Raw genomic sequence first — 12651 nt, forward strand, 5'->3', positions numbered from 1 at the left:
ATTAAAGTCCGCCACAAAATCCCCCTGTGGGAGCGAGCTTGCTCGCGATGGCGGAGGGGCAGCTTATAGATAGGCTGGATGAGTGGCCTATTCGCGAGCAAGCTCGCTCCCACAATTGATCTCCTGTGGTCTCTGGATTCAGGTCCGCCACAATCCCCCTGTGGGAGCGAGCCTGCTCGCGATGGCGTCGGGTCAGCCGCCGCCGTGCCTGGGCGCCTAGGGCTCGATCTTCAACTTCACCGACGGGTCGGAATACAAGTCATACCCCGACTCATTGGCAAACCGGTAGCGCAGTTCAACCTGCCGGCCCAGATATTTTTGCAGTTCCGCCTTGGGCACGGTGACTTTCAGCCCCGTCAGTTTCACCATGCCGTCGTTGGCATCGTCCCAGGTGCCGGCCGCCACCTGCTGGCCGGACCAGTCGGGATGATCCTTGTTGGCGCCGAGAATCGGGTAGACCGACCAATCGGCGGAGATTTCATTCGAGTCAGGAATCTGGACTTCCAGATTGGCCCCCAGCTTCGACAGGTTGATCGTGACCTTCTCGGCGGGTTTGTAGCCTGAGAACTGGGTGAGGATGGGCAGTGCAAAATTAGCCATGGTGTCTCTCCCTGTGAGGCGACCGTGCACGTCGCATACGGTGACTCACTGTTAGATAGCTAGCCAGAAAACACCGGCCGGGCGGTCGCACGGCCACTGCTGCGTTATGCCTGCAACACACCGTCACGCCTACTGGCAGAGTCGACAGTGCTGACGAACGGTCCGTCGGCCTTTTTTACCCTTCGATGACGAAATGCAGTTGACGCAGATTATTTAAGTTGTACGATGACCTACAACTTCTGGCCGAAGCTTAACCATCTCACACAATCATTTGCGTCCCAGGGTGTTCGAATAATGAATCCACAAGAACTGAAGTCCATCCTCTCGTCTGGCCTGCTGTCGTTCCCGGTCACCGATTTCACTGCCCAAGGCGATTTCAATCGCGACAGTTACATCAAGCGCCTCGAGTGGCTGGCCCCGTATGGCGCCTCTGCATTGTTCGCAGCGGGCGGCACCGGTGAATTCTTCTCCCTGGCCGCCAGCGAGTATTCGCAGGTCATCAAGACCGCCGTCGATACCTGCGCCACCAGCGTGCCAATCCTTGCCGGTGTTGGCGGTGCCACCCGCCAGGCCATCGAATACGCTCAAGAAGCCGAGCGTCTGGGCGCCAAGGGCCTGTTGCTGCTGCCGCACTACCTGACCGAAGCCAGCCAGGACGGCGTTGCCGCCCACGTTGAAGCCGTGTGCAAATCGGTAAAAATCGGCGTGGTGGTGTACAACCGCAACGTCTGCCGCCTGAACGCCACTCAGCTGGAACAACTGGCCGAGCGCTGCCCGAACCTGATCGGCTACAAGGATGGCCTGGGCGATATCGAACTGATGGTGTCGATCCGTCGTCGCCTCGGCGATCGTTTCAGCTACCTGGGCGGCCTGCCGACCGCTGAAGTCTACGCCGCGGCCTACAAGGCCCTGGGCGTGCCGGTCTACTCCTCGGCGGTGTTCAACTTCATCCCGAAAACCGCGATGGACTTCTACCACGCCATTGCCCGCGACGATCACGAGACCGTCGGCAAAATCATCGACGACTTCTTCCTGCCTTACCTGGACATCCGTAACCGCAAGGCCGGTTACGCCGTGAGCATCGTCAAGGCCGGCGCGAAAATCGTTGGCTACGACGCAGGTCCTGTGCGCACGCCGCTGACCGATCTGCTGCCAGAAGAATACGAAGCCCTGGCCGCGCTGATCGACAAGCAAGGCAAGCAATAACAGACCCGACAAGGCCGCTGAGTAATCAGCGGCTTTTTGCGTAAGGCTTGATCGTTCCCACGCGCTGCGGGGGAACGCCTCAAGACCAGACAGGCTTTTTGTTAGGAGGAGCATCCGTGGCAGATTCAAAGCGTTTCGATAACTACATCAACGGTCAGTGGGTGGCCGGTGCCGACTATTGCACCAACATCAACCCGTCTGACTTGTCCGATGTCATCGGTGAATACGCCAAGGCTGACGCAGCGCAAGTCAATGCCGCCATCGAAGCCGCCCGCGCCGCCTTCCCGGCCTGGTCGACCTCGGGCATCCAGGCCCGTCACGATGCCCTGGACAAAGTCGGCAGCGAGATCCTCGCCCGCCGCGAAGAACTCGGCCAACTGCTGGCCCGGGAAGAGGGCAAGACCCTGCCTGAAGCCATCGGCGAAGTGACCCGCGCCGGCAACATCTTCAAATTCTTCGCCGGTGAATGCCTGCGCCTGTCGGGCGATTACGTGCCGTCAGTGCGCCCAGGCGTCAACGTCGAAGTCACCCGTGAAGCCCTCGGTGTGGTCGGCCTGATCACCCCGTGGAACTTCCCGATCGCCATCCCCGCATGGAAGATCGCCCCGGCCCTGGCCTACGGCAACTGCGTGGTGATCAAGCCCGCCGAGCTGGTGCCGGGCTGTGCCTGGGCCCTGGCCGAGATCATTTCCCGCGCCGGTTTCCCGGCCGGTGCGTTCAACCTGGTGATGGGCAGCGGCCGCGTGGTCGGTGAAGTCCTGGTCAACAGCCCGAAAGTCGACGGCATCAGCTTCACCGGTTCCGTGGGCGTGGGCCGGCAGATCGCGGTCAACTGCGTGTCGCGCCAGGCCAAGGTGCAGCTGGAGATGGGCGGCAAAAACCCGCAGATCATCCTCGACGACGCCGACCTCAAGCAAGCCGTCGAACTGGCGGTTCAGAGCGCGTTCTATTCCACCGGTCAACGTTGCACGGCCTCCAGTCGCCTGATCGTCACCGCCGGCATCCACGACAAGTTCGTTGCGGCCATGGCCGAGCGCATGCAGTCGATCAAGGTCGGTCATGCGTTGAAGGCCGGCACCGACATCGGCCCGGTGGTTTCCGAAGCCCAGCTCAGCCAGGACTTGAAGTACATCGACATCGGCCAGAGCGAAGGCGCGCGGCTGGTGAGTGGTGGTGGTTTGGTGACGTGCGACACCGAAGGTTACTTCCTGGCGCCGACCCTGTTCGCCGACAGCGAAGCGTCGATGCGCATCAGCCGCGAAGAGATCTTCGGCCCGGTGGCCAACGTCGTGCGCGTGGCCGACTACGAGGCGGCGCTGGCGATGGCCAACGACACCGAGTTCGGTCTGTCCGCCGGTATCGCCACCACCTCGCTGAAGTATGCCAACCACTTCAAGCGCCATTCCCAGGCGGGCATGGTGATGGTCAACCTGCCCACCGCCGGCGTGGATTACCACGTGCCGTTCGGCGGGCGCAAAGGTTCGTCCTATGGTTCGCGTGAGCAAGGTCGCTACGCGCAAGAGTTCTACACCGTGGTTAAAACTTCTTACATCGGATCGTAAGTGCGACACCGCCAGGGCGGGTGATCCCGCCCTGGCGTCACAATCTGCTGACCCGCATAAAAATAAATAGTGGGAGTACATCTACATGCAAGCGACCAAGCCGACACACGTCCGCTATTTGATCCTGCTCATGCTGTTTTTGGTGACGACGATCAACTATGCCGACCGTGCCACCATCGCCATCGCAGGCTCCAGCCTGCAAAAAGACCTCGGCATCGATGCCGTCACCCTCGGTTACATCTTCTCCGCTTTCGGCTGGGCCTATGTGGCCGGGCAGATCCCTGGCGGCTGGCTGCTCGACCGTTTCGGGTCGAAAAAAATCTATGCCTTGAGCATTTTCACCTGGTCGCTGTTCACCGTGCTGCAAGGCTATGTGGGTGAATTCGGCATGTCCACGGCCGTGGTTGCGCTGTTCATGCTGCGCTTCCTGGTTGGGCTGGCCGAAGCGCCGTCCTTCCCGGCAATGCACGGATCGTCGCCGCCTGGTTCCCCACCGCAGAACGCGGCACCGCCTCGGCGATCTTCAACTCGGCGCAGTATTTCGCCACCGTGTTGTTCGCACCGCTGATGGGCTGGATCGTCTACCGTTTCGGCTGGCAGCACGTGTTCATCGTGATGGGCGTGATCGGTATCGTGTTCTCGCTGATCTGGCTGAAAGTGATCTACAGCCCGCGTCAGCACCCGATGATCAACGAGGCCGAGTTCAATCACATCGCCGCCAACGGCGCGATGGTCGACATGGACCAGGACAAGGGCAAGGAAAAGAAAGCCGACGGTCCGAAGTGGGATTACATCCGTCAACTGCTGACCAATCGCATGATGCTCGGCGTTTACCTGGGCCAGTACTGCATCAACGGCATCACGTACTTCTTCCTGACCTGGTTCCCGGTGTACCTGGTGCAGGAGCGCGGCATGACCATCCTCAAGGCCGGTTTCATCGCGTCCTTGCCGGCCATCTGCGGTTTCATCGGTGGCGTGCTGGGCGGGGTGATTTCCGACTACCTGCTGCGCAAGGGCCACTCGCTGACCTTCGCCCGCAAAGCGCCGATCATCGCCGGCCTGCTGGTGTCCAGTAGCATCGTGGCGTGCAACTACGTGGACATCGAATGGATGGTGGTGGGCTTCATGGCCCTGGCGTTCTTCGGTAAAGGCGTGGGCGCATTGGGCTGGGCCGTGGTTTCCGACACGTCGCCAAAACAGATCGCCGGTTTGAGCGGTGGCCTGTTCAACACCTTTGGTAACCTGGCGTCGATCACTACGCCGATTGTCATCGGCTACATCATCAGCTCCACCGGTTCGTTCAAGTGGGCATTGGTGTTCGTCGGTTGCAACGCGCTGATGGCGGTGTTCAGCTACCTGGTCATCGTGGGGCCGATCAAGCGTGTCGTGCTCAAGGAACCAACGGCCAAGGATGCCGGCATCTCCAGCCTGTCCGAAGCGAAATCCTGAAGGAGCGGCAGCAATGCAATTGATTGAACATGCCGACTCGCCCCGTTACATCCGCTTGCATGAGCGGGACAACGTGGTGATCGTCGTCAACGACCAGGGCGTACCGGCCGGGACCGAGTTCCCGGACGGCCTGGTCACCGTGGACTTTGTGCCCCAGAGCCACAAGGTCACGCTGCAGGATATTCCCGAGGGCGGCGAGGTGATTCGCTATGGCCAGGTCATCGGCTACGCGCTGCAACCGATCCCCCGTGGCAGTTGGGTCAAGGAAGACCAGTTGCGTATGCCCACCGCGCCGCCGCTGGACAGCTTGCCGCTGTCCACTGATGTGCCGGTGGCCGATGCGCCGCTGGAGGGCTACACCTTCGAGGGTTATCGCAACGCCGACGGCACCGTCGGCACGCGCAACATTCTGGGCATCACCACCACGGTGCAGTGCGTGACCGGGGTGCTGGACCATGCGGTCAAGCGCATCAAGGATGAGCTGCTGCCCAAGTACCCGAACGTCGATGACGTGGTGGCGCTGACCCACAGCTACGGCTGTGGGGTGGCGATCACCGCCACCGATGCGTACATCCCGATTCGTACCGTGCGTAACCTGGCACGCAACCCGAACCTGGGTGGCGAAGCGCTGGTGATCAGCCTGGGCTGCGAGAAATTGCAGGCCGGGCAGGTGATGCATGAGGGCGACAGTTCGGTGGACCTCAGCGAGCCGTGGTTGTATCGCTTGCAGGATTCCAGTCACGGGTTCACCGAAATGATCGAGCAGATCATGGAATTGGCCGAGACACGCCTGAAGAAACTCGACCTGCGTCGTCGCGAAACCGTGCCGGCCTCGGAGCTGATCCTGGGCATGCAGTGCGGTGGCAGCGATGCGTTTTCCGGCATCACCGCCAACCCGGCGCTGGGTTATGCCTCGGACCTGTTGCTCCGGGCCGGGGCGACGGTGATGTTTTCCGAAGTCACCGAAGTGCGCGATGCGATCTACCTGCTGACCTCCCGGGCGCAAACCCAGGAAGTCGCCCAGGAGCTGGTGCGGGAAATGGACTGGTACGACCGCTACCTGGCCAAGGGCGAGGCCGATCGCAGTGCCAACACCACGCCGGGCAACAAGAAGGGCGGGTTGTCGAACATTGTCGAAAAATCCCTGGGCTCGATCGTCAAGTCTGGCAGCAGCGCGATCAACGGCGTGCTCGGCCCGGGCGAGCGCTTCAAGCAAAAGGGCCTGATCTTCTGTGCCACGCCGGCCAGTGATTTTGTCTGCGGCACCTTGCAACTGGCGGCGGGGATGAACCTGCATGTGTTCACCACCGGCCGGGGCACGCCGTACGGCTTGGCCATGGCCCCAGTGGTGAAGGTCTCGACCCGCACCGAACTGGCCCAGCGCTGGCCGGACCTGATCGACATCGACGCCGGCCGGATCGCCACCGGACGGGCGACCATCGAAGAGTTGGGTTGGGAGCTGTTCCACTACTACCTGGACGTGGCCAGCGGCAAGAAGCAGACCTGGGCCGAGCGGCACAAGCTGTACAACGACATCACCTTGTTCAACCCGGCGCCGATAACCTGATGATGTCGTGAGCGCTGGAGACCCAGTGTGGGAGCGAGCTTGCTCGCGATGGCGGTGGTTCTAGCATTGATGTTGGATGTGCCGCCGTCTTCGCGAGCAAGCTCGCTCCCACAGGGGCTGCGGTGAATGTGGATTCTGTGTTTACCAAAGAACCAATGTGGGAGCGAGCCTGCTCGCGATAGCACTTCACCAGACGCCAGTGCCGTGAGTGGCTTATCATTAGCCACCTAACGACACCCCTCTCAAGGTCCCCGGCATGCTGGCAATTTTCCTCGAAACCCTGAACGTCACCGCGCCGGTGTTTGCCATGCTGTTTCTGGGGGTGTTGCTCAAGCGCATCGACTGGATCAACGACAACTTCATCCACATCGCCTCGTCCCTGGTGTTCAACGTCACCATGCCGGCGCTGTTGTTCCTCGGCATCCTGCACGCGGACCTGCACGCGGCGTTGCAGCCGGCTCTGTTGATCTATTTTTCCATCGCCACCCTGGTGAGCTTTGCGATGGCCTGGGGCTGGGCGATCTGGCGTTGCCCGCGGGAAGATCGCGGCATCTATACCCAAGGTGCGTTTCGCGGCAACAACGGGGTCATCGGCCTGGCGCTGGCGGCGAGCATGTATGGCGACTACGGGATTTCCCTGGGGGCGATTCTCGCGGCGCTGGTGATCCTGTTCTACAACACCTTGTCGACCATCGTGCTGGCGGTCTACAGCCCGGTGATCAAGTCCGATCCGTGGAGCATCTGCAAAAGCGTGATCAGCAATCCGCTGATCATCAGCGTGATCGTCGCCGCGCCGTTCGCCTACTGGCAGATCGGCGTGCCCAACTGGTTCGAGACCTCGGCCAAATACCTGTCGCAAATGACCTTGCCCCTGGCGCTGATCTGCATCGGCGGTACGCTGTCGCTGGCGGCCCTGCGCAAGAGTGGCAAGATGGCCCTGAGTTCGAGCCTGGTGAAAATGGTCGGCCTGCCGCTGGTGGCCACCCTCGGTGCCTGGCTCTGGGGCTTTCGCGGGGCGGAACTGGGGATCCTGTTCCTGTACTTCGGCAGCCCCACCGCCGCCGCCAGCTTCGTCATGGCCCGGGCGGCCGATGGCAACCATGAACTGGCGGCGGCGATCATCGTGATCACCACCTTGATGGCGGCGATTACCACCAACCTGGGGATCTTTGTGTTGCAGTGGGGTGGGTGGATCTAGGCTTGGGCTTGCGGTGTTCTGGAGGTCCAATCGCGAGCAAGCTCGCTCCCACAGGGGGTTGCAGGTGCATTGTGGGAGCGAGCTTGCTCGCGATAGCGATCTAACGATCACTCCGGCTTCTGGTAACTATCGATCACTTCCTGCGCCGCCCGAAACGCATCGATCGCCGCCGGCACGCCCGCGTACACCGCGCAATGCAGCAACGCCTCGCGAATTTCTTCCACCGTGCAACCGTTGTTCAGCGCGCCGCGCACGTGGCCTTTGAGTTCCTGCGGGCACTTGAGGGCGGTGAGGGCGGCCAGGGTGATCAGGCTGCGGGTCTTCAGCGGCAGCCCCTCGCGTTGCCAGACACTGCCCCAGGCATGTTCGTTGACGAAGTCCTGCAACGGCTGGGTGAACTCGGTGGCGTTGCCCAGGGCGCGGTCGACGAACGCGTCGCCCATGACCTGGCGACGCATGTCCAGGCCGCTCTTTGGAGTGTCGGTCATGGCAAATCCCTCTTGTGGTGTTGGCGGCGCCAGGCGCGCAGGGAGGTGAACAGCAAAAACGCGAGCAGGGCCGGCAGCACATAGAACAGCATCAGCCGTTCCAGTTGGCCGGCCAGGGGCATGCCGGTGGTGAACGACACCACGTGCAGCCCGTAGGCCAGGTACAAGCCCAGGAACAACAGGCCTTCGGCGCGGGTGACGCGGTAACCGGAATAGAACACCGGCAGGCACAGCACCGCCACGCCGAGCATCACCGGCAGGTCGAAATCCAGGGCGTTCGGCGAGACCGACAGTGGCGTGGGCGCGGCGAGGGCGGTGACCCCCAGCACGCCCAGCAGGTTGAACAGGTTGCTGCCGATCACGTTGCCCACCGCAATGTCCCGCTGGCCCCGCAAGGCGGCGATCAGCGAGGTGGCGAGTTCCGGCAGCGAGGTGCTGACAGCGACGATGGTCAGGCCGATGATGCGTTCCGAGAGGCCGAGGTCCGTCGCCACTTCCACCGCCGCCCCCAGCAACAGGTGTCCGGCGAAAACCAGCATCGCCAGGCCCGACGCGATCATCAACACACTTTTGACCCAGGACAGCTGGGCCACGTCGCCCCCCATCGGGTGCGGTCGCCCCGAATGCCGTGACTGGCGCAGCAACAGCCCGAGGTACACCGCCAGGGCCAGCAGAAGCCAGACGCCGTCCAACCGGGTCAGTTCTTCGTTCCAGGCCAGCACGAACACCAACAGGCTGGCGCCGATCATCAGCGGGATGTCCAGGCGTACCAGTTGGCGCGAGACGCGCAACGGAATGATCAGCGCCGACAACCCGAGGGTGACGAGGATGTTAAAGATGCCGCTGCCGATCACGCTGCCCACGGCGATGTCGGCGTTCTGTGCCAGGGTCGCTTGCAGGCTGACGGCCATTTGCGGCGCGCTGCTGCCGAAGGCGACGACGGTCAGGCCGATGATCAGCGGTCGTACCTGCAAGCGTGCCGCCAGGCCCACGGCGGCGCGCACCAGCAGTTCGGCGCCGCCGATCAGCAACAGCAGGGCGCCGAACAATTCGATCAGGCTGAGCAGCGGTAGGGCGGTGAGTAGGGAAATGGCCGGGCTCCGTCTATCAATCGTCGAGGGCTTGCACGCGCACTCGTGCGGTGCCGCTGCGCAGCATGCCCAGTTGCTCGGCGGCTTCGCGGGACACGTCGATCAAACGGCCTCGGGAGTATGGGCCACGGTCGTTGATGCGCACCACCACGCTGTTACTGTTGCCCAGGTTGGTGATTTTCACCCGAGTGCCGAACGGCAACTGGCGATGGGCGGCGGTCAGGCCGTGCTGGTTGAAACGCTCGCCACTGGCGGTGCGCTTGCCATGGTGCCTGGCACCGTAATAAGAGGCGACGCCGGTCTGGTCGTAGCCGTGTGGATCGACCGTCCCGCTCTGGCTGGCGCAACCGGCCAGCAGGGACAGCAGGGCGCAGGCGCCGAGGAGACGCTTCATTCGAAAGTTTCCAAATACAAATGTGGGAGCGAGCCAGTGGGAGCAAAGCTTGCTCGCGACGAACGATAACTCGGTCCACTGATAGATCGAGGTGTCTTCATCGCGAGCAAGCTTTGCTCCCACAGGCTCGCTCCCACAGGGAATTGAGCCAGACAGCAAGACTGGCTCCATGTCCATCAGCCCTCGAGCTTGCTTTTCAGCAGTTCGTTGACCTGCTGCGGGTTGGCCTTGCCCTTGGAGGCTTTCATGGCCTGGCCGACGAAGAAGCCGAACATCTTGCCGCGCTTGGCTTCGTCTGCCGCGCGGTATTGTTCGACCTGCTCGGCGTTGGCCGCGAGCATCTCATCAAGCACGGCGCTGATCGCCCCGGTGTCGGTGACCTGTTTCAAGCCGCGCTTCTCGATGATCTCGTCGGCGCTGCCTTCACCATTGGCCATGGCTTCGAACACCATCTTGGCGATCTTGCCGGAAATGGTGTTGTCCTTGATCCGCAGCAGCATGCCGCCCAGTTGCTCGGCCGAGACCGGCGACTCATCGATTTCCAGGCCCTGCTTGTTCAACAGGCTGCCCAACTCGACCATCACCCAGTTGGCCGCCAGCTTGGCGTCGCCGCCGATGCTCACGACTTTTTCGAAGTAATCGGCCTGTTCGCGGCTGGTGGCCAGGACGTTGGCGTCATAGCTCGACAGGCCGAACTGCGCCTGGAAGCGCTCGCGTTTCTGCGGCGGCAGTTCCGGCAGGGTGGCGCGCACGTCATTGAGGAACGAGTCCTCGATGACCACCGGCAGCAGGTCCGGGTCGGGGAAGTAACGGTAGTCGTTGGCTTCTTCCTTGCTGCGCATCGGACGGGTCTCGTCCTTGTTCGGGTCATACAGGCGGGTTTGCTGGATGACTTTGCCGCCGTCCTCAATCAGTTCGATCTGGCGCTGGATTTCGCTGTTGATCGCCTTCTCGATGAAGCGGAACGAGTTGACGTTCTTGATCTCGCAGCGGGTGCCGAACTCGACCTGGCCCTTGGGCCGGATCGACACGTTGCAGTCGCAGCGCAGCGAGCCTTCGGCCATGTTGCCATCGCAGATGCCCAGGTAGCGCACCAGCGCGTGGATCGCCTTGACGTAGGCCACGGCTTCCTTGGCGCTGCGCATGTCCGGCTCGGAGACGATCTCCAGCAGCGGCGTGCCGGCACGGTTCAGGTCGATGCCGGTGGCGCCGTTGAATTCTTCGTGCAGGCTCTTGCCGGCGTCTTCTTCCAGGTGCGCCCGGGTGATGCCGACACGCTTGACCGTGCCGTCTTCCAGGGCGATGTCCAGGTGGCCCTTGCCGACGATCGGCAGTTCCATCTGGCTGATCTGGTAGCCCTTGGGCAGGTCCGGGTAGAAGTAGTTCTTGCGGGCGAACACGTTGTGCTGGCCGATCTCGGCGTCAATCGCCAGGCCGAACATCACCGCCATGCGCACGGCTTCGGCGTTGAGCACCGGCAGCACGCCGGGCATGCCCAGGTCGACCAGGCTGGCCTGGGTGTTGGGCTCGGAGCCGAACGTGGTGGAGCTACCGGAAAAGATTTTCGACCGGGTGGTGAGCTGGGTATGAATCTCCAGCCCGATCACGACTTCCCATTGCATGTGTTTCTCCTCAGAAGCCGGTTGGGGTGCGGGTGTGCCAGTCAGTGTGTAACTGATACTGGTGAGCCACGTTGAGCAGGCGGCCTTCCTGGAAATACGGCGCGAGCAGTTGCACGCCCACCGGCAGGCCATCGACGAAACCGGCCGGCATGGACAGGCCCGGCAAGCCGGCGAGGTTGGCGGTGATGGTGTAGACGTCTTCCAGGTACTCGGCGACCGGGTCGCTGTTCTTGGCGCCGAGCTTCCAGGCCGGGTTCGGCGTGGTCGGGCCGAGGATGATGTCGACCTCGTTGAAGGCGGCCATGAAGTCGTTCTTCACCAGGCGGCGGATTTTCTGTGCCTTGAGGTAGTAGGCATCGTAGTAGCCGGCGGACAGCGCATAGGCACCGACCATGATCCGGCGCTGCACTTCGGCACCGAAGCCTTCGCCACGGGAGCGCTTGTACAGGTCGATCAGGTTTTCCGGGTTCTCGCAGCGATAGCCGAAGCGCACACCGTCGAAGCGCGACAGGTTCGAGGACGCTTCCGCCGGGGCGATCACGTAGTACGCCGGAATCGCGTGCTGCATGTTCGGCAGGCTGATTTCCTTGATGACCGCGCCGAGCTTCTCCAGCGCTTTGACACTGTTGTGGACCAACTCGGCGATGCGCGGGTCGAGGCCGGCGCTGAAGTATTCCTTCGGCACGCCGATGCGCAGGCCTTGCAGCGAGCCGTTGAGGCTGGCGCTGTAGTCCGGCACGGGCTCATCGATGCTGGTGGAATCGTTCGGGTCGAAGCCGGCCATGCCTTGCAGCAGGATCGCGCAGTCTTCGGCGGTGCGTGCCAGCGGGCCGCCCTGGTCGAGGCTGGAGGCGTAGGCGATCATGCCCCAGCGCGAGACACGACCGTAGGTCGGCTTGAGGCCAGTGAGGTTGGTGAACGCCGCTGGCTGGCGAATCGAGCCGCCGGTGTCGGTGGCGGTGGCGGCCGGCAACAGGCGCGCGGCCACGGCGGCGGCGGAACCGCCGGACGAGCCGCCCGGTACGTGTTCCAGGTTCCAGGGGTTTTTCACCGCGCCGTAGTAGCTCGACTCGTTGGCCGAGCCCATGGCGAATTCGTCCATGTTGGTCTTGCCCAGGGTCACGGTGCCGGCGGCGGCCAGCTTGGCGACCACGGTGGCATCGTACGGGGCCTTGAAGTTGTCGAGCATCTTCGAGCCGCAGCTGGTGCGGATGCCCTGGGTGCAGAACAAGTCCTTGTGGGCAATCGGCGCACCGAGCAGGGCGCCGGTTTCACCGTTGGCGCGGCGGGCGTCGGCGGCCTTGGCCTGGCTCAGGGCCAGCTCCTGGGTGAGGCTGATGAAGCTGTTGAGCTGCGGGTCGAGCTGGGCGATGCGCGCCAGCAGGACCTGGGTCAGCTCTTCGGAGGAAAACTTTTTGTCGGCGAGTCCGCGGGCGATCTCGGCCAGGGTCATGTGATGCATGAGAGGCTCTTT

The 12651-nt window shown here is 62.7% G+C and carries 10 protein-coding genes and 1 pseudogene; 5 read left to right on the forward strand and 6 right to left on the reverse strand.

Going from position 1 to position 12651, the window contains the following annotated elements; genetic code table 11:
* Positions 1-216: 216 nt before the first annotated feature.
* Positions 217-600, reverse strand: coding sequence for a hypothetical protein (locus ACZ5M5_RS04835; protein ID WP_464738716.1), 384 nt, complete (start codon positions 598-600; stop codon positions 217-219).
* 294 nt (positions 601-894) lie between these two features.
* Between ACZ5M5_RS04835 and kdgD the strand changes: the two genes are divergently transcribed.
* The 5 genes and pseudogenes from kdgD to ACZ5M5_RS04860 all read left to right on the forward strand — a co-directional run bounded on the left by kdgD (position 895) and on the right by ACZ5M5_RS04860 (position 7582).
* On the forward strand, positions 895-1806 hold the full coding sequence (gene kdgD / locus ACZ5M5_RS04840) for a 5-dehydro-4-deoxyglucarate dehydratase (protein WP_014336610.1): 912 nt from the start codon (positions 895-897) through the stop codon (positions 1804-1806).
* Between the two features lie 116 nt (positions 1807-1922).
* Positions 1923-3368, forward strand: a complete 1446-nt coding sequence (locus tag ACZ5M5_RS04845) for an aldehyde dehydrogenase family protein (RefSeq protein WP_060739176.1) — start codon at positions 1923-1925, stop codon at positions 3366-3368.
* 130 nt (positions 3369-3498) lie between these two features.
* Positions 3499-4817, forward strand: a pseudogene (locus ACZ5M5_RS04850) (MFS transporter).
* 13 nt (positions 4818-4830) lie between these two features.
* Entirely contained in the window at positions 4831-6384 is a 1554-nt protein-coding gene (gene garD, locus ACZ5M5_RS04855) for a galactarate dehydratase (protein ID WP_103311196.1), read from the forward strand.
* Positions 6385-6640: 256 nt separating this feature from the next.
* Complete coding sequence (locus ACZ5M5_RS04860; RefSeq protein WP_060739173.1) at positions 6641-7582, forward strand: AEC family transporter; 942 nt, start codon at positions 6641-6643, stop codon at positions 7580-7582.
* Positions 7583-7689: 107 nt separating this feature from the next.
* On the opposite strand, the gene ACZ5M5_RS04865 is transcribed toward ACZ5M5_RS04860, so the two are convergent.
* The 5 genes from ACZ5M5_RS04865 to gatA form a co-directional block, all read right to left on the reverse strand.
* Complete coding sequence (locus ACZ5M5_RS04865; RefSeq protein WP_464738717.1) at positions 7690-8070, reverse strand: carboxymuconolactone decarboxylase family protein; 381 nt, start codon at positions 8068-8070, stop codon at positions 7690-7692.
* Positions 8067-9128: a calcium/sodium antiporter gene (locus ACZ5M5_RS04870; protein WP_103309004.1), complete on the reverse strand. Its 1062-nt coding sequence runs from the start codon at positions 9126-9128 to the stop codon at positions 8067-8069. Before ACZ5M5_RS04870 ends, ACZ5M5_RS04865 begins: the two co-directional genes overlap by 4 nt.
* 49 nt (positions 9129-9177) lie before the next feature.
* A complete protein-coding gene (locus ACZ5M5_RS04875) occupies positions 9178-9555 on the reverse strand; it encodes a septal ring lytic transglycosylase RlpA family protein (RefSeq protein WP_060739171.1) in 378 nt (125 codons plus the stop codon).
* Between the two features lie 176 nt (positions 9556-9731).
* Entirely contained in the window at positions 9732-11177 is a 1446-nt protein-coding gene (gatB, locus tag ACZ5M5_RS04880; protein ID WP_060739170.1) for an Asp-tRNA(Asn)/Glu-tRNA(Gln) amidotransferase subunit GatB, read from the reverse strand.
* 10 nt (positions 11178-11187) lie between these two features.
* On the reverse strand, positions 11188-12639 hold the full coding sequence (gene gatA, locus ACZ5M5_RS04885) for an Asp-tRNA(Asn)/Glu-tRNA(Gln) amidotransferase subunit GatA (RefSeq protein ID WP_464738718.1): 1452 nt from the start codon (positions 12637-12639) through the stop codon (positions 11188-11190).
* Between the last annotated feature and the right edge of the window lie 12 nt (positions 12640-12651).

The sequence above is a fragment of the Pseudomonas sp. Van50 genome, from assembly GCF_055390755.1.

Coding starts and splice junctions, on each gene's coding strand:
- gatB (WP_060739170.1), bottom strand. CDS start 11,177: ATGCAATGGGAAGTCGTGATCGGGCTGGAGATTCATACCCAGCTCACC.
- kdgD (WP_014336610.1), top strand. CDS start 895: ATGAATCCACAAGAACTGAAGTCCATCCTCTCGTCTGGCCTGCTGTCG.
- ACZ5M5_RS04835 (WP_464738716.1), bottom strand. CDS start 600: ATGGCTAATTTTGCACTGCCCATCCTCACCCAGTTCTCAGGCTACAAA.
- ACZ5M5_RS04865 (WP_464738717.1), bottom strand. CDS start 8,070: ATGACCGACACTCCAAAGAGCGGCCTGGACATGCGTCGCCAGGTCATG.
- ACZ5M5_RS04875 (WP_060739171.1), bottom strand. CDS start 9,555: ATGAAGCGTCTCCTCGGCGCCTGCGCCCTGCTGTCCCTGCTGGCCGGT.
- ACZ5M5_RS04860 (WP_060739173.1), top strand. CDS start 6,641: ATGCTGGCAATTTTCCTCGAAACCCTGAACGTCACCGCGCCGGTGTTT.
- gatA (WP_464738718.1), bottom strand. CDS start 12,639: ATGCATCACATGACCCTGGCCGAGATCGCCCGCGGACTCGCCGACAAA.
- garD (WP_103311196.1), top strand. CDS start 4,831: ATGCAATTGATTGAACATGCCGACTCGCCCCGTTACATCCGCTTGCAT.